General features: G+C 52.2%; 14 protein-coding genes. 11 read left to right on the top strand and 3 right to left on the bottom strand.

The annotated features are described in order from the left end of the window. The first annotated feature begins 7 nt into the window (after positions 1–7). The 8 genes from RF819_RS11520 (at position 8) to RF819_RS11495 (ending at position 8,398) form a co-directional block, all read left to right on the top strand. Entirely contained in the window at positions 8–955 is a 948-nt protein-coding gene (locus tag RF819_RS11520) for a glycosyltransferase family 2 protein (RefSeq protein ID WP_078366912.1), read from the top strand. Next, positions 952–2,517, top strand: coding sequence for a glycosyltransferase family protein (locus RF819_RS11515; RefSeq protein ID WP_078365120.1), 1,566 nt, complete (start codon positions 952–954; stop codon positions 2,515–2,517). The genes RF819_RS11520 and RF819_RS11515 overlap by 4 nt, the downstream gene beginning before the upstream one ends. Before the next feature lie 256 nt (positions 2,518–2,773). Then, entirely contained in the window at positions 2,774–3,238 is a 465-nt protein-coding gene (locus RF819_RS11510; RefSeq protein ID WP_078365119.1) for a hypothetical protein, read from the top strand. Next, positions 3,231–3,407 carry a hypothetical protein gene (locus RF819_RS21325; protein ID WP_158081275.1) on the top strand — a complete coding sequence of 59 codons (177 nt, stop codon included), beginning with the start codon at positions 3,231–3,233 and terminating at the stop codon, positions 3,405–3,407. The genes RF819_RS11510 and RF819_RS21325 overlap by 8 nt, the downstream gene beginning before the upstream one ends. Beyond that, the gene (locus tag RF819_RS11505; protein ID WP_158081274.1) at positions 3,400–4,695 is read left to right on the top strand and encodes a putative O-glycosylation ligase, exosortase A system-associated; all 1,296 of its coding nucleotides are present in this window, start codon (positions 3,400–3,402) and stop codon (positions 4,693–4,695) included. Before RF819_RS21325 ends, RF819_RS11505 begins: the two co-directional genes overlap by 8 nt. Further along, a complete protein-coding gene (locus RF819_RS11500; protein ID WP_078366911.1) occupies positions 4,676–5,695 on the top strand; it encodes a polysaccharide deacetylase family protein in 1,020 nt (339 codons plus the stop codon). Before RF819_RS11505 ends, RF819_RS11500 begins: the two co-directional genes overlap by 20 nt. 40 nt (positions 5,696–5,735) lie before the next feature. Beyond that, positions 5,736–6,896: a hypothetical protein gene (locus RF819_RS21025; protein WP_143541684.1), complete on the top strand. Its 1,161-nt coding sequence runs from the start codon at positions 5,736–5,738 to the stop codon at positions 6,894–6,896. A gap of 26 nt (positions 6,897–6,922) precedes the next feature. Then, positions 6,923–8,398, top strand: a complete 1,476-nt coding sequence (locus RF819_RS11495; RefSeq protein ID WP_078365117.1) for an oligosaccharide flippase family protein — start codon at positions 6,923–6,925, stop codon at positions 8,396–8,398. A 12-nt stretch (positions 8,399–8,410) separates the two neighbouring features. On the opposite strand, the gene RF819_RS11490 is transcribed toward RF819_RS11495, so the two are convergent. Both RF819_RS11490 and RF819_RS11485 read right to left on the bottom strand, forming a co-directional pair. Continuing rightward, complete coding sequence (locus tag RF819_RS11490) at positions 8,411–10,138, bottom strand: arsenate reductase/protein-tyrosine-phosphatase family protein (RefSeq protein ID WP_078365116.1); 1,728 nt, start codon at positions 10,136–10,138, stop codon at positions 8,411–8,413. Beyond that, on the bottom strand, positions 10,101–11,087 hold the full coding sequence (locus RF819_RS11485) for a glycosyltransferase family 2 protein (RefSeq protein WP_078366910.1): 987 nt from the start codon (positions 11,085–11,087) through the stop codon (positions 10,101–10,103). The genes RF819_RS11490 and RF819_RS11485 overlap by 38 nt, the downstream gene beginning before the upstream one ends. Positions 11,088–11,273: 186 nt before the next feature. Here RF819_RS11485 and RF819_RS11480 point away from each other — a divergent pair, with 186 nt between their 5' ends. After that, positions 11,274–12,038 carry an FkbM family methyltransferase gene (locus RF819_RS11480; RefSeq protein ID WP_078365115.1) on the top strand — a complete coding sequence of 255 codons (765 nt, stop codon included), beginning with the start codon at positions 11,274–11,276 and terminating at the stop codon, positions 12,036–12,038. Between the two features lie 31 nt (positions 12,039–12,069). On the opposite strand, the gene RF819_RS11475 is transcribed toward RF819_RS11480, so the two are convergent. Next, the gene (locus tag RF819_RS11475; protein WP_158081273.1) at positions 12,070–13,539 is read right to left on the bottom strand and encodes a right-handed parallel beta-helix repeat-containing protein; all 1,470 of its coding nucleotides are present in this window, start codon (positions 13,537–13,539) and stop codon (positions 12,070–12,072) included. 60 nt (positions 13,540–13,599) lie between these two features. On the opposite strand from RF819_RS11475, the gene RF819_RS11470 reads away from it, so the two are divergent. Together RF819_RS11470 and ald are read left to right on the top strand one after the other, a co-directional pair. Continuing rightward, positions 13,600–16,206 carry a hypothetical protein gene (locus tag RF819_RS11470; protein WP_078365113.1) on the top strand — a complete coding sequence of 869 codons (2,607 nt, stop codon included), beginning with the start codon at positions 13,600–13,602 and terminating at the stop codon, positions 16,204–16,206. A gap of 152 nt (positions 16,207–16,358) precedes the next feature. After that, positions 16,359–17,471 (top strand): alanine dehydrogenase, encoded by a 1,113-nt coding sequence (gene ald / locus RF819_RS11465; RefSeq protein WP_078365112.1) that lies wholly within the window; start codon positions 16,359–16,361, stop codon positions 17,469–17,471. The last annotated feature ends 100 nt before the right edge of the window (positions 17,472–17,571 follow it).

Genomic DNA, 17,571 nt, shown 5'->3' with positions numbered 1-17,571 from the left:
TCTAAAAATGCATGTGAACCCGATCAAGCTTGCTATTGTTGTACCTTGCTATAACGAGGAGGAGGTTCTACCTGAAACGAATCGTCGGCTGTTAGCGCTGCTTTGCAAGTTGCACGCGTTAGGTCTCGTTAATAACGGCAGTTGTGTGCATTATGTTGACGACGGCAGCAAGGACAAAACCTGGCCCTTGATTGAGGAGTTGGCGGCGGGTGATACGCGAGTACACGGTATCAAACTGTCGGGCAACCGGGGGCATCAAAATGCGTTGTTGTCTGGCCTGTTGTCAGTTGAGGGCGATGCCATCGTCAGCATTGATGCTGATCTGCAAGACGATATCGCTGTCATTGAGAATATGGTGCGCGAGTTTTTGGGGGGTGCAGAAGTGGTGTACGGCGTGCGTGATTCGCGCCAGACAGATACGGGCTTCAAGCGCAACACCGCTTTGATGTATTACGGGCTGATGAAAAAAATGGGCGTTGACCTGGTGCACAACCATGCTGATTTTCGGCTGCTAGGCCGCCGCGCCGTTGAGGCCTTGCGCCAGTTCGGCGAAGTGAACATGTTTTTACGTGGCATTGTTCCGTTAATAGGGTACAGGGCAGCCACTGTCAAATATGACCGTGCCGAGCGTTTTGCCGGCGTTTCAAAGTATCCACTGCGCAAGATGCTAGCTTTTGCGGCTGAAGGAGTTACCTCTTTCAGCATCGTCCCGTTGAGATTAATTACTTTATTAGGTTTTTTGGTGTCTGGCTTTAGTTTTGCAATGATCTTATTTGTTATTTATGGGACCTTGGTTTTAAAAGCTGTTATTCCTGGTTGGGCCTCATCAGTTGTACCAATATATTTTTTAGGTGGCATACAATTACTGTCAATCGGTATTCTTGGTGAGTATGTAGCCAAGATCTACATGGAAACCAAACAAAGACCACGCTATTTCATTGAGAAAATTATATGAACGGCATTGCCACGGTAGAAACATCAAAGGCGCAACGACCGCTTCAGTTCTTCATTGCTTTAGCATTGCTGGTCGGGCTGGCTGCAGTGTTAACGAGCTTTTCGCAGTGGAACGGATTTTGGGAGGATGAGATTTTTCAGGTCGCCTTCCTGAATGAGCAATTGCCGTATTTTTTTGTGGAGATTGCACGGCTAGACCAGCACCCGCCATTCCATTTTTTGCAGCTCAAATTTTGGGCACTGTTCTTTTCAAGTGACAAAGGCTTGCTGCTCAATTCCATTGCCTGGCATCTTGTAAGCTGTCTAGTCATTTTTGGGGTAGGTCACCAGTGGCTTGGCACAACGGCAGCGCTGATGGCCGTGGCATTTTTTACGCTGGCACCGCAGGTGGCCTCGGCTGCTGTCAATTTGCGGATGTACGCCATGATTCCGGCGCTAGCGCTTGGCAGCTGGTGGCTCAACCAGCGTGCGCTGGTTGGCACAGACAAGCGACTATGGCCTTGGTTTGCCATGCTTTTTGTGCAGCTAGCCCTTGGTTACAGCCACGCTATTGCTATCTATTTTGTTGCGTGGATCGCGCTAGCGGCGGCGGTGCAAGTTTATGCAGAACACGGCCGCGCAGCAGCATGGAAACGCTGGTTCATCACCCAGGCGGTTGCTGCCATCCTACTGCTGCCATTGGTAGTGTCGGTAGTCTTCCGGTTGGGCATGGCGGGCCAAGCTGAGTCGGGCGGCAATAATGATGACGGCTCGGTTATCACCCACCTGGGCGGCATGGTCGCCGGCTGGGGTATGAACTGGCCACCTGGCAAACCCTTGGGCGCCATTTTGTTTGTGCTTGCTGTTGGGTTGGGGCTTTGGCATGCACGTACACGTTGGGTATCGCTTTTTTTGCTGGTCGGGCCATATGCCGCAGCGGCAATTGTTGGGTTGTTCTTTGCACCCATGTTCAAGACGCCTGTTTATTCAGCCATGCTGATGCCCTTTGCCTGCCTTGCATTGGCAGGGGGGGGGCAGGGCTTGCGCCGCCCTTTGAGGGTGTGGAGCACAGTGGCAGTTTTGGTGCCAATGACGGTTGCAATTTTTCCGGCAATGGCTCATTTGACTACACGCATCAGCCCATACCAACCCGTTGCAGCGGCATTGGTGGCGCTGGCCCAACCGGGTGATGTGGTGGTCATACCGAAGCCATATCTTTACTGGGCTGTAATGCGCTACGCTGTCAAGCCGGAATGGGGCTCGCCGCTAAGAGTTTTACCCCCGCTCAGCGACAGTTGGCAACGCTTGGTGCAGAAACTTGGCCCACAGTTAACAGATGCACTCAAGTTACAACCCGAAACGAACCAAATTGTCGATAGGGGCATCACTTATGTCATTGGCCGGGACGCAACTGCTGCTACAACCAATGCAAAGCGTGTTTGGCTGGTTAAGCGCGTGCGGTACCCGGAGTTGGCGCAGTTGGCGGATGGTTTTGTTGACCGAGGCGTCATCTCACAAGTCGGCATACCAGAGAGCACACAGTTGATTTTGTTTGAAAAGATCAAGGGTAGCCCGCCAGAGTAGTCCGCCGTAGTTGGCATTATGGAAACCTGTTGACCACGATTCAGCGCCCTGAATTGCAGGTCAAGTATGTAAGGACACTTCAGATGTCAGCAGTGTAAGCAAGCCCCACAACACAACCTGTCGCATATCGTCGTGCGCACAGCGCGCTTTTGCGGCTTGCTGAGCTGTAACGCCTTTTAAAAGCGTTACAGTTAAACGGATTTTTGGGAAACCTTTATGACCAAGGCTAAAGTCTTTTTACTTGGCACCTCCCACAATGTCAGAACCTACTCAGGCGATATTGGACGTTGTCTCGACAAACCGTGCCACTGTTCTGTTGTCGCTGGGCACGGCACGAAAGCCATGCCTCAAGCAAATCATGACTGATGCCGGGCCGCTGCGCGACACCACCTCCAACTACTGTTTAAGTGCTAACCTAGAAAGATCTTTCCTGTTGCCCCTAATCCCAGTCTTATTAATATCGAACGGCGTTTCCGTCGACTTCGCATATATAACAAAAAGCATCCTTGACCTTATGCGTAAAAGGCTTGTAGCTATAAAAATAGTATTTAGTTTGCGGTCCACGGACAACATTGCCTGGCTCATCAAAGCCTTGGCGGCCGTGCGCGAAGCACAGCCTTCGCGGTGCATTGTGGTGCGCTGTGACCCAATGCTGGCCGCCCTCATGCTCACCACTTCGCATAACCACGTTCTTCAAAATTTGGAGTGGCTGCATGATTGAAGCTGCGCTATTCGGACTGACGATTGCCTGCATGGTGCTACTTTTGTATCGTATCAATCGTAGCGAGCAGGGTAAGGATGAGAAAAAGTTATCTATCTTTTCTTATAAGGAAACCGAGGCCAGTCCTTCACAACTCGAAGGCAGCAAGGGTAAGGGACCACATGCGTGACTTGATGTTTTTCGGGTTTATGCTTTTCCTGGTTCAGTTGAGCTTCAGGAGTACATTTAACTCATATTTATTGTGGGGTTGGACAGGTCTTATCTCTATAAATTCATATTTATATGGATTTATGAATTCAATACCTTATGTGCAAGTATTTGCAGTTATGACGTTATTCCTACTAATAATCAAAAAAGATGTTTACAGCAGAAAATGGTCAGCCAATACCACTGCTATTTTATTTATAGTATTTGGCTTACAAGTGCTTTTGAGTGCAACTTTCGCGTATCCAGATTTATCCAGAAACTGGGAGCTATGCACAAACCTACTGAAAACTCTTTTATTTTGCCTCATCATGCCGATGTTGCTGACGACTCGCACACGAATTCACGCTTTTGTACTGATGATTATTTTGGGGTCCGCCTTTCATGGAGTCCTAAATGGCCTCAAATTTATCGCTAGCGCTGGTGGGCATCTTGGTTATGGCCCAGCGAAACTTGGTGACAATAATCACTTTGCCATGGTAATGGCTATGACCGTGCCATTGGTGTTCTATGCATATTTGCAAATACCATACCGTTGGGTGCGGGTAGGTGCACTGGTAGCAGTGGTCCTTACTATTTTGACCGTTATATCGACTCGTTCACGTGGTGGGTTGATTGCTTTAGTTGCAATGGGCTTGTGGATGTTAAAGGTAAGCCAACGTAAGTTTGTTGGTGCATTGGCCCTGATAAGTTTGGCTTTTCTTGTCGTCACGGTTGCCCCAGATTCATGGTCTGAACGAATGGGTACTATTTCTGAGGCAGATCAAGATTCATCCTTCATGACCCGTGTTGCTGTGTGGAAAAAGAGTACTGCGATTGCGTTGGAGAATCCACTTTTAGGTGGTGGTCTTGATGCAGTCGCGGCACATTCGTTGTACGAAAAATTCAGGGATGCACAAGGGTTGATGGGTTTTATAGTTACACCAAACCCATATAGTTTTGTAGCTCACAGTATATATTTTCAAGTGATGGGCGATCTTGGTTTTTTGGGTTTCTTTTTATTTTTATTGACACTTCTTAATTCATTTAAGACAAGGAATGACATAAAAAAGATAGCATCTAAACATCAGGAAGAATTCAAATGGGCGGTCGACCTCGCAGACCTTCTTACCGCTTCGATGATTGCCTATGCAGTTGGTGGCGCCCTCTTGAGTGCCGCATATTTTGAACTTCCATACATGGTCATCATGTTGATGGAATGTATCAAGCAGCAGATTCAACATGAGATACGTCATGCTGCAAAAAGTGCTTGAGTGGCCAAATCGCACACCTGCCCGGTTGCCACCTGGGCACCCCCCGGTGATGTGTGTAATTGTGGACACTGAGGAAGAGTTTGATTGGTCAAAACCATTCTCAAGGCAATGCACCGCTACAGAGTCCATCGGCGCACAAGAGACGGCACACCGTGCGATATATGACCGCCTTGGTATTGTTCCCACGTACGTTGTTGATTGGCCCGTTGCCACAACGCCTGCGGCCTACTCTGCTTTACGAGCCATCATGCGCGAAGGGCGCTGTGAAGTGGGTACACACTTGCATCCATGGGTGTCACCGCCGTACGTAGAAGTAGTCAATGCCCACAACTCGTACGCCGGTAACTTACTCCCCGAGTTGGAGGCTGAAAAGATCAAGCAACTAACAAACGCGATCCACGACAATTTTGGACACCAGCCTCAGGTCTTTAAAGCAGGGCGCTACGGCCTGGGGCCACATACGTTGGGCACCCTTGCGGCCCTAGGCTACTGTGTCGATGCCAGTGTGGTGCCATACACTGCATTTAATGCGGACGGCGGTCCTGATTACACCAACTGCACCAACACAGCGTTTTGGTTTGCGGCCCCACGCGCACCAATGCTGGCCTTGCCGGTGACCACAGCGTTTTGCGGTGCACTCAAAGGGGTTGGCCCGGCGCTCTACCCCAAGTTAGACCACCGGTTTGCAGCCACATGGCGCGTTAAAGGCCTGCTAGCCCGAACGCATTTACTTGAGCGCATCAGGCTGACCCCAGAGGGCTGCGACCTGGTTGCGCTGAAGCGTCTGATGATGACAATAAGCAATAGCGGCCAACCCATGACACTCACTTATCACAGTCCGTCGCTGGTACCGGGGAACACGCCCTACGTACGCACAGTAAATGAGCTGCGAGGCTTTCTCAACACCATCGAACAGTGCTGCCAGTTTTTTAAAGAAGATTTGGGTGGCGTTTTTTTAACGGCCATGCAAATTCACCAACTGTTGCTCAAGTCAAAATAATGGTTACTTTCAAGCATTAACAAAACAAGGTAATTACTCTATGGACATTTTCTGTTTTGATGTGTTAAGTCATGCCAAAATGCATTTACCATTTAATGAGAGCTATATTAGAATACTACTAGCTGCTTTTCCCGCAGATAAAATTCATTTATATGCAGTTACGGGTCATGTAGCAAATTTGAGATCAAAGTTTCCAAATCAAAACCAATTAACCTTCACAGCTATCGAACCAGCCGTTATTCCATTTGGGGCTTCAAGACACAACCCATTGTTTGCAAGATTAGGTGCCAATAAAATAATTGCCAAAATTAAAGAAACAATTAAAGGAAAAGAAGTACGGTTAGTCACGTTGATGGGCGTCGATGCTGGGTTGTATAGCGCAGTGGCTGCGAAGTGGCCGACTATTTCAAAAAAACCTATTCATTTATTGATGCATGCCCAGCTTGGCGATGCCATGATCTGGCGGTCCAGAAACCCGCTAATAAAAGCTGGGGACTTTGTGTCCCAGCTAAATAAGAGGGTTGCCAATAATATTAAAATTGTTGCACTTGAGCTAGGTGTGGCAAAATCCATAACGCAAATTTCTCCGCACTTAGCGAAAAATATTGTCACCCTTGAGCATCCGGTCGTCCCCGACGAGTGCTTTGATATCCAACAGGCTAACCAAAAAATAAGAATTGGATTTCTGGGGCATGCTAATCGAAATAAAGGCTTTGATATATATTCAAAAATAGCGCTAAGTTGCAATAATCCAAATATTGAATTTCACGCTATCGGTATTGAAGCCAAATCAGATGGCCACCCAATTGATACAACAGCATTATTTCGCAAGCCAACACCCGGTGGATTGAGTCGTGGAGATTATCTTGCGGGGTTGCGTGAGGTGGATCTAATTTGCTCTCCCCTTTACAGTCGTTGCTATGACTTTATAGCCAGCGGCACAGTCAGTGATGCTATTACAAATTTAAAACCAATTATTGGTCTTAAATCTAATACGCTTCAAGGTATACAAGAAAAGTATGGACCTATTGGCAGACTGTTTGAGAATGCAGAGGAAATGTTGATTTTCTTTAACAATTTGCAATACGACAAATTTGTTGAGTTTAATCATGACTGGCGTGCGAACTTGCTGAAAGTTAGAAATAGTAGATTGCCAGATAAGTTGAGCGTTAAGTATTCGAGCGATTGCCTTGATATTTAAAATAAAAATTAAAATAAGACGCCAACATGTCTAAAATAAGGCGCTCTGTATTTATTACATTTCTTTCAACCAACTTTAATATGTTGGTCCAGTTCGGCGTAACACTTGTACTTGCACGTATTCTTACACCGTCAGAGATTGGTATATTCTCAATAACCATAGTTTTTGTCACTGTTATTTCGGCCTTTCGAGACTTCGGGATATCCGCATATTTATTGCAAGAGAAAGACCTGACTACAGAAAAGAAAAAAACTGCGCTCGGCTTGTTGATCCTAAGTGCTTGGTCGTTTGCTGCAATCATTTATTTCTCTAGCGGTTATATTGCAGTTTTTTATTCCTTACTAGGCATACAAAACATACTGCATGTCTCTACGATCATTTGGCTGCTATTACCTTTTTCCTCTTATTTTTATTGCCTGCAAGCACGCGAGCACGAGGCTGGTAAGCAAGCCGTAGTTAACGGTGTTGGCACGATTGTCTATGCAGCTACTGCTATTGGGCTTGCAATGTATGGCTTGAGTTATATGTCTATGGTTTGGGCTAGTGTTGCAAATAACACTGCAGGAATATTCATCTATCTGGCATTGCGTGACCCAACTACACCACTCATACCGTCATTAAAAAATTGGCGACGTACTGCCAAATTTGGAACCGGTGCACTTTTTGGCGATTTAGTCATAAGCATTAACACCAGCATCCCGGATTTGGTCTTGGGAAAATTGGGTGGGCCACACCCAGTAGGGTTGTACAGCCGCGCCAGCGGTTTGGTCGGGTTATTTTACCAAGTAGTTGGTCCAACAATTACTTATAACGCATTACCCTTTGTCGCAAAAAATTATCATGCAAACGTTGATCTGATACCAATATTTACCAAGGCTACAGCCTATCTTACGGTGCTGTCATGGCCATTCTTTCTAATTGTTGGATTTTTTAGTACAGAGATCATTAGGGTTTTATATGGTAACAGTTGGGTAGAGGCGGCACCCATCGTTATTTTTATATGTGCACAGTGGACTATGAGTGTAGGCTATGCATTGTGTTACCCAGCCTTTATGGCGATCGGCCGCCCATATCTGGCTGCGGTTTGGACCGTTACAAGCATCGTCACCCGCCTGTTTTTTGTGTTTGTATTAAATGCCAACGATGTAATGCTCTTTGCAATTGCATTGACTATTGCTGACATTTGTACCATTTCACTTCCAGTATTGCTGATGTCTAAATACTTTGGCTATACTGCGAAGGCTGCTGCTTTCGCGCATTGGCACAGTTTGAAAGTTATGTTTTTTTGTATTCCTGTTACGGGTGCTTGTGCCCTATTTTTCACAAACACAACTCCTGATATTGTTAAGCTAATTATTGTTGGGTTGTCTGTTGTTACTGCATGGATCGGGGCTGTGATATTTACTCGTCATCCTATTCTGAATGAATTTCCTGCGGCGGCACGAAAATTGTTACCTTTGGATGTTGCTAACCGATTGATCGTGTTATTGAAGTTAAATTAGTGCGGTATGAATTTAACTTTTTTCAATTTCAGACAAAATCTGATATAGAAAGCCATCTATCTCTAAATATGTTTTTTGAAAGATTTCAATACTCAACCCATCAGGATCGTCAATTATTTTCAATTTTGGGGTGATCTCTACGGCATCAGATATAAAGAAGACATCGTTTACCCTTTCGGGGTATCTCGCTTGGAAACTATCATAGTTTTTTTTGTCAAAAATAATAAATAAATCTGAATTTTTGATTAAATCTTCGTTAGCGTGGGTTGAACGATGATTTCGCAGATCTACCAGTCTGCTAGCAGCTGCATCCACTGCATGCGGTGGTGAGGCTCTTTGATTGCGGGGCAACATGCCAGCGGAGCAGAATATGAATCTGTTTTTATCGTGCAAAAAGATCTCTGAAGCCTTTATCTGGGCATAGGGGCTACGGCAAATATTGCCTTGGCATATAAATGCAATTTGAATGGCAGCCTGCTTCTTGCGTTGCAAGAACCGGAGGCGCTGCAGCACTGATTCTGTTCGCGGTGGAGGCGAGTTTCGCCTTTCTTGCACAAACTGCTTCAGCTCAAGCCATGCGGGGCGGGGGTCATCCCAGGTGAATACGTCATGATGCTCACGCCCAATCACTGGTCTGAAAAAACTCGCTGCCCATTTGGCAACCGTGATCAGTTTTCTGGGCTTGTCCGCCAGCGGCTCCGCAATGATCGCCCGCAACTGCCACAGATCAGGGAAAAAGTTCCGCCCATAGACGTTGGGGCGGTAAGCAACGGCAGGCGGTGTCGTTTTCAATACTAGCAGGGTGAACAGTTGGTACGGGAAGTCCACCCCAAGTGATACAGGCAAAGGCAAAGACCCCCAGGGGCGTGCGTTAACCTCCAGCAAAATCCAGGTGCCTGTTTGTTCATCGAGTTTGAACTCGAACATGGCAACACCGGTATAGGCTACCGCCTTGACCATTCTCTTGACGGCGGCCAGCCGGTGGGGGTCGAGCGGCACACTCTTACGGTAGTAACTGCTCCCACTCAACTCGTGCACGCGGTGGTGCTCAAAGGCCTGCAACACATCACCCTCCTGGCATAAAACCGACACGCCCAGGCCACGCCCTGCAAAGATTTCTTCAAAGAAAAAGTCGCTGCAGCCCTTGATAAGACTGGGTAGCATGCTATCAAGTTGGGTGCGTGACTCGATGAACTTGACGCTAGTTCTGACGTACAGGTCGGGCCATGAATAGGACTTGCGTTGCTTCACCACGATTGGCAGCCGTAGTTCGGCCAATATCGACTCTGTTGTGTCGTGTTCTGAAAGCGGCCTGCCTTTGGCTACCGGTACATCGAGTTGGGTAGCCAGCTGCCGAGTGTTCAGTTTGTCGAAAAATGCGTCAAGTGCCTGGTGGTTCGGAATGGCCAATACGCAGGTGCTTGGCAACTCATGCTGATGTTTGTAAAGCGGCAGCAGGCTACGCTCTTCACAAGGGATGATGATGTCAAACCGCTGAGCTGACACCAGTTGCTGAATGGCTTGCAACCAATCAGCGCCACCGTTCAAGTAGTACGGTAGGCGATGCACTTCGGTGATGTACTTTGACTGGAGAGCAGGCGCCACCATGAAATAAGGCGCTGCATGCACCTCAATACTCTGCCTGCCCAGCGAACGCACTGTAGCCAAAAAGCTACGGGTGTCGTCGCCAATAACCAGTGCTTTATAACGTGGCATCACGGCGGCCAGCACGCAGGGCATGCTTTGTCAACAGCAAGGCGGTGTGAGCCGCCCATTTGAACGAGAAACGGGCAGCCAGCGCCCGCAGTGCAAACTGCCATGCCGCTGTTGGGTGCCCAGTTTGCCCAAAGTGCAGCGCAAGTTTTCGCAACAGGTCACCCTCATACTGCATGGCTAGGCGCGTGATCTGCGGGTTGGCTACGGTCGCGCAGATGTGTTGCGACACCAACACAGCCACTAACCAACGCTCCACCCACGTGTGCTGGGTTGATTGGTTGATTTGCAGCGCCGCGTCGGGCACGTTGTGCTGCGCAACCGTTGCCGGATTGAAGAAAATGCCCTGGCTTGCGCCTAGCGCTCGCCAAAAAAAATCGCGATCTTCTTCGTAACTCAATCGCTCCCAAAAACCGCCAATTTGATCGGTGATGGTCTTCCTGAGCGCCAGCATGTTCAGGTGAGCAAAACCGCCGCTGTTGCACAGGTCTTCAGCAGACACGGCGTAGCCGTTTTCAGAAGTCTTGGGCCTGTTGTTTAATATTTGAGGCAATCTCGTAAACCAGTTGGCATTGACAGCCCCGCTGGCCGACACGGCCCGTTGGTTGGCAATGTACATATCAAGTTGACTGTTACGGCCAAATTCTTCGGCCATAACTGCAAGGTGGTTGGGTGCCACCCAAGTGTCGTCATCATCACAAAATGCAACAACGGTGCCGGCGGCTTGTTTCAGCCCGTAATTTCTGGATAAAGAAGGACCCAAGCCCTTGTAGCCATTGCCACCAATGCTATGTAATTTGAATCGGTTGTCAAGGCTTTGCCAGACCGCCTTGTAGGCTTGCAGGGTTTGTTCATCCGATGAATCATCAACCACGTGAACCTGAAAGTCCGCGTAGGTTTGCGCCATGATCCCAGCCAGCGCCTGCTTGAGCAGATGCGGCCGGTTTCTGGTGGGGACGATGACGGATATGAGCATGGGGGAGGTCTTGCGACCCGACGCATTTGAGGATGCTGGCACTACTATTGAAATTTCATTCTATCTTTACGCTGTGGCCAAGCATTGACGTCACTGCCCGAGGCGAGTTAGACAACTGGCCATCGTTCTATGCTAACGTGCTGCGCAATAGTCGCCTGTAACCCTAGCAGGTAGGAGTGGTCAATCATGTTCTTGGTTTCGAGCTTACTTGATCTGGCAAGTGCCATTAGCGGGCCGCGCCGCGCATTCGATATTCGGCTGTGGCGTATGCAGCGCTGGCAGAATTTTGAACCCGAGTATTTCATGCTGGATCATCTAGTGGACCCGGCAAGAGCGGCTGTAGATGTGGGTGCCAATGAGGGTTTTTATGCTGGCCGCTTGTCGCAGCTTTGTAAGCGGGTGCATTGCTTTGAGCCTATTCCCTGGATGGCAGCAGATTTGCGCGCCAAGTTGAGATCAAACGTGGTGGTACATGAGTCAGCTGTTTCGGACACGGACGGTACTGCAGAACTACGCATACCCTACAAGGGCCAATTGCAAATGCATGGCACGTCAACACTCGAATCCGGCAATCCACTTGAGGGCTCCACGCGGGTGGAGCTTGTGCAGTGTTCACGCGTACGCATCGATACCGCCATCACAGAGCCAGTGGGGCTCATAAAAATCGACGTCGAGGGGCACGAGATGGCCGTTTTGCGAGGCGCTACGCAGTTGATTGAGCGGGACAGGCCGGTGCTGATTGTGGAGAGTGAAAAACGCCACTCTCTCGAGGCCCCAGAGGACGTTATCGCTTTTTTAATGGAGCGGGGTTATGCGGGGATGTTCTTGTTGAACGGCTTGCCACAGTCAATCACGTCTTTCCGAACCCAAATCCATCAGCCCCGTGAAAACATTCAAAATGTTTCCAGGGTGGGGACTTACGTGAACAACTTTATTTTTTTTCCGGGCTGAAATGCTGGCGTGCGGCCCCGTGGCTGCGTTCCTAAGGCTGTACGGCACCAGGGTACTGTGGGGCCAGGATAAGTTGCCGAATACCAACTGGCTGTGCGAAAATCTGGCTCAACTGCATACTGACACCGTTAACTGGATCTAGCTTGCGTGGCTTGAAGGCACTAAAAGTCCCACCTTTTGGCCGGTAATCAAACCGGCTGGCCTGTATAAAGTCGCTCCAATCGGCATTGACGTTGTGGCTGATGTCAATCTGGGCGGCTGGTCCGCTTGGCGCTAAAGCAGGTTTGTCCGCCAGCAGCGATTGCACCAGGTCAAGCCCGCGCTTTTTCAAGCTACCGTCCAGAGGGCCGTCGCCCACCAGCATATTGTTTGCTGCCAAAAGGCGCTGCAAGCCAGGCGCATAGCGCAAAAAGAAACCGCCGTTGGCCGAGTCGTCTACCAGTGTGTTGTGGTTCAGGTAAAGCTCGTTGTGTGGCCCGGTGTAGCCCTCTTCGCCAAAAGTGATGAGGTAGTTGTTGCTGGTGGTGGATGATTGCTGCACGATGTTGCCCACCACATAGGCCAGCCCGCCGTTGGGCAGGTCCAGCTCATAACTGGCGGTGCCACCCGTTTCATCGGTTAGCCGGTTGTAAAAGATGAGGTTTTCAGAGGCACGGCTTTTGAGCAGGTGGCCGGTTTTGGCGTGGTGAAAGTAGCTGCCGGTAACGGTGAACTTTTTGATATGACCCACATACAGGTTGTGGCTGTAGCCATCGCCCGCGCCGTTGTAACCAAACTCGCTGTTTTCTATCACCAGTTCGGCTTGGGCTTCATTGGCGGTAAGTATGCCGTTTTCGTTGTGGGTAAAGGTGCAGTTCTTGACGGTGAGCCGCCCTGCTTCAAAGCGGATGCCGGCACCATTGCCGTCGCGCACTTTGGCCCCGCTGAATTGAATGTTTTCTACCAGCACGTCGGTGCCCCGAATGACCCAGATGGCTTTGCCCTGGGCGCTTTTGCCACCGGCCATAAGTTTGACTGGGCCACCCATGCCGCGCAGTGTCAGGCGGTTCTGGTTCCAGACGGCAACATCGCCCACATAGTCGCCCGCGTCTATTTCTACGGTGTCGCCGTCTTTGGCTTTTGCAGCAGCGGCAGCAATGCTGCTGAATGCTTGCGCTGGCCCCACGCGCAAAACCCGGGCATCAGTTGGCCCAGTTGCCAATGGCTCAATGGCTGATTGGGGTGGGCTGGGCTTGGCAGTGGGCTTGGCCAGGCGGGGTTGCACTGGTGGGGGTGCAGCAGCTGGCTTTGCCGTGGGTGGCGGTGGAGCAACGGGTGGCGCAGCAGCAGGTGGCACCTTCGGCTCTGGGGGGGGCACGGTAATGATGTCGCCCTGGGCATTGCGGCGAATGTCACCCAGGTACTCGGGCGCAGGGTACAGGCTGGCACCCCACGCAGTCGTGCAAGCCAACAGGGTAAACACAGTGGCCAAAGGCCGATAGGGGTGTGGTGTGCGTGACATAAGACAAAAAATAGTACCACTGGTGCAAGACGCAGGGCGTTCACTCTTACCATTGTTGGCATGAGCTTGGACACTTTGCACCGCCCGCGCACCCAGTTAGCCAGTCGGCTGGCTTATGGCAGCCTTGCCCTGCTGGCGGGCTTGGCAGCGCTTTGGCTGGCATGGCATTACCCACTGGGGGGTGCTTTGGCGCTTGGCACGCTGCTGGCGCTGGGGGCAGCCATGGTGCGGTGGCCCTGGCTCTGGCTGGTGCTGGTGCCCGCTGCGCTGCCACTGATAGGCTGGGCTCCCTGGACGGGTTGGCTCACTTTTGAAGAGTTCGACATGTTGCTGCTGACAGCGGCCGCTGCGGGTTATGGGCGCTTGGCTTACAAGCCTTTTATGCCTCTAGCCCAATCAAATAAAGGGCCGGGTGCTACTAAAAGTGGCCTGCTGGGCGGGGTGCTGGTGAGCCTGCTGGTGCTGTCAGTGCTGTGGTCTATGGGGCGGGGTTTTGCAGATGCGGGCGGTTTTGTGTTTGGCTGGTTCCAGGGTTACCACGAGCCCATGAACAGCTTGCGCCTGGCCAAGAGCTTGCTGCTGGCCCTGCTGCTGTGGCCACTGTGGCGTGCAACCCTGCGCTGGCATGCCGAGCGCGGTCGCACGGCAAGCGCCGACTGTCATGCCGGACCACGATCCGGCATCCATGCAGTTGGCAGTCATGGATTGCTGGTCACGCCCGCAATGACAGCCGTGGTGCATAGCGGGGGCGCAAGCGCGACGGCCCTGCTGGCGGTGGGCATGGCACTGGGCTTAGCCGGTGCTGCCCTCACCACCATTTGGGAGCGTCTGGGGTTTACCGGGCTGCTTAACTTTGCCACGGACTACCGGACCACGGGTTTGTTTTGGGAGATGCACGTGGGGGGGGCCGCGCTGGACGGGTTTCTGGCCCTGACCATGCCGTTTGCCGTATGGCTGTTGCTGGTGGCACGCAGGCAGTTGGCTGTGGCAGGTGCCCTGGTTGCGCTGGGCTTGGGGGTGTATGCCAGTTTGACGACGTTTTCGCGCGGGGTTTACATGGCGCTACCGGTGGGCGTGGCCGTGATGCTGTGGCTGCATATGCGCCAGCAGGCGCGCTTGCCTGCACAAGAGTTTCCAGCCCATGGGGCACCGATTTATCAGGCCAAAGCCATCTGGAATGGGGTGGTGGTGGTGGGGCTGTATGCAGCGGCTGCCGCTTGGTGGTTTCCGGTGGGTGGGTATCGCGGCACACTGGCACTAATGGGCACCATGCTGGCGCTGCTGGCGCTGGGGGGCTTGGTACAAGGCTTGCGCGCGGCAAGCTGGCTGCAGGCGGGGCTGCTGGGCACGGTGCTGGCAGCGGCGGCGCTTGCGGCTTTTGCCGTGGTTGGCAAAAGCAGTTATGTGAGCTATGCGCTGGGTTTCGTCGGGACGATGGCCGCGCTAGGGCTGGCACTGTGGCAGCGGCGCCGGGCGCGAGTAGGCAACTGGGTGGCGGTGGTGGCGCTGGCATGTTATGGGCTGACGGTGCTGGGTGCAGGGCTTGTCTATCTGAACTGGGGTGAGGGCACAGAGCTGCTGCGGGCCCCGTTGGTATTGGGTGGGCTGCTATTAATTTTGCCAATCCTTGGCTGCGCCAAGAAACCACTGTGGCCTGGCACGCTGGTGTGGCAGGCCACAGTGGCGGGCTGCATGCTGATGGCGCTGACCTTGGTGGGCGTGCTCAGCGGGGGTGACTACATTGGCAACCGCTTTGAAACAGGCAGGCAAGATTTGCGGGGCCGCATTCTGCATTGGCAGGCGGGCTTGAAGATGCTGGGCGACAGCGACGAGGCTTTCATGTTGGGGCGTGGACTGGGGCGCTACCCGGCCAGCAATTTGATAGACGGCCCGCCTGAAATGCGTATGGGGGACTACCGGGTGGTGCAGGAGGCTGACAATGCCGTGCTGGTGCTGTCAGGCGGGCACCATACTTTGGCCAGCGGCGCGCCGTTGCGGTTTTCGCAACGCATTGGGTTACCCCAGGCGGATGCTGTGCTAACTGTGGATGTGAGGGCTGACCAGGATGCGGTGCTGGGCTTTGAAGCCTGCCCTAAGCATTTGCTTTACGCCGAGTATTGGGCCTGCCCGTCTGCAAGCTTGAACGTCAAGGGCAAGGCCAATGAATGGCAACACTTTGAACTGCCCATGCCCACTGCCAAGCTGTCGCGCGGGGATTGGTATGCGCCACGGCTGTTGATGTTTTCGGTGTCAGTGCGATCGAACGTCCGCGTGGTGGAGTTGGACAACCTGCATCTGCGCACCACTACCGGGGTGGAACTGCTGGCCAACCCGGGGTTCGATGATGGTCTGGCGCATTGGTTTTTTACCAGCGACCGGTATCACCTGCCTTGGCACATCAAAAACCTGGGGATGAATTTGATTTTTGATCAAGGCTGGCTGGGCCTGCTGCTCTTTTCAGCGCTGACCGCCGTGGTTTTGTGGCGGGTGAGCGTAGGCGCAGCCAAAGACCATCCGCTGGCCCCAGCCATCGCGGGGGCCGTGCTGAGCTTTGGTGTGGTGGGTCTGTTTGACAGCCTGCTGGATGTGCCCCGGGTAGCGTTTTTGTTTTACCTATTTCTACTGATAGCCCTAAGCCGCCCGGAGGTGCCCCGAAAATTTCAGTAGCGCAAATGGGACGTCTGAAAACCGCCGATGGCACCTTGCATTCACCCCGCACCATTAGCCCCGCGAATGTCACCCGGCAAAGTTTGATCTTGGTTCCACTCCCGAATCGCTTGTTACACACTGCGTGTTTTCCCAACCCACGAAAGCCTGCCATGCTGATCGGACTACCCAAGGAAATCAAAAACCATGAATACCGCGTCGGACTGACCCCGGCCAGCGTACGTGAGCTCTCCAGCCACGGCCACCAGCTGCTGGTGCAGTCCGGCGCCGGCGCCGCCATTAGCCTGAGCGACGCGCAGTACCAGGCGGCTGGTGCCAAGCTGGTGAGCACCGCTGCTGAAGTATTTGCCACGGCCGACATGATCGTCAAGGTCAAAGAACCCCAGCCCGATGAATGCGCGATGTTGCGCCCCGGACAAATTTTGTACACCTATCTGCATCTGGCGCCCGACCCCGAGCAGACCGCTGCACTGGTGAAGTCTGGCGCGGTGTGTATCGCTTACGAAACCATCACCGGCCCGGGTGGTGGCCTGCCGCTGCTGGCGCCCATGAGTGAAGTGGCAGGACGCATGGCGATTCAGGCCGGTGCCACACATCTGGAAAAGAGCAAGGGCGGCATGGGCATTTTGCTGGGTGGTGTACCGGGCGTGCCTGCGGGCCACGTGGTGATCTTGGGCGCGGGTGTGGTGGGTACCCATGCATTACAGATGGCCGTCGGTGTGGGTGCCAGAGTGACCGTGCTGGACAAGAATGTGGACCGCCTGCGTGCCCTGGACTTGGTGTTTGGCAACCGCATCCACACCGTGTACTCCAACGCCCAGAGTGTGGAAGACGCTGTGCTGGGTGCCGACCTGGTGGTAGGTGGTGTGCTGATCCCTGGTGCGGCCGCACCCAAGCTGGTCACGCGCGACATGATCAGTCGCATGAAACCGGGCGCCGTGGTGGTCGATGTGGCCATTGACCAAGGCGGCTGCTTCGAGACCAGCCACGCCACCACCCATGCCGAGCCAACCTACCTGGTGGGTGATGTGGTGCACTACTGCGTGGCCAACATGCCTGGCGCTGTGGCGCGCACCAGCACCTTTGCGTTGAACAACGCCACCATAAGCCACGCGGTGGCACTGGCCAACAAAGGCTGGAAACAGGCCCTGCGCGACAACCCGCATCTCAAGGCTGGTTTGAATGTGTGTGACGGCAAAATCACCTACGAAGCCGTGGCGCGAGACCTGGGATATGACTACGTCAGCGCCGACACAATGCTATAAATTGCATACCTATCAGCCCTTATAAAATAAGGGCTAGAGGCCAAAAAGACATAAAAAAAGCACCGTATCAGCGGTGCTTTTTTTGTACCACAAGGCTTGA

The sequence above is a fragment of the Rhodoferax fermentans genome, assembly GCF_002017865.1.
Lineage (GTDB): Bacteria > Pseudomonadota > Gammaproteobacteria > Burkholderiales > Burkholderiaceae_C > Rhodoferax > Rhodoferax fermentans.
This window is presented reverse-complemented; position numbering and strand designations above follow the sequence as displayed.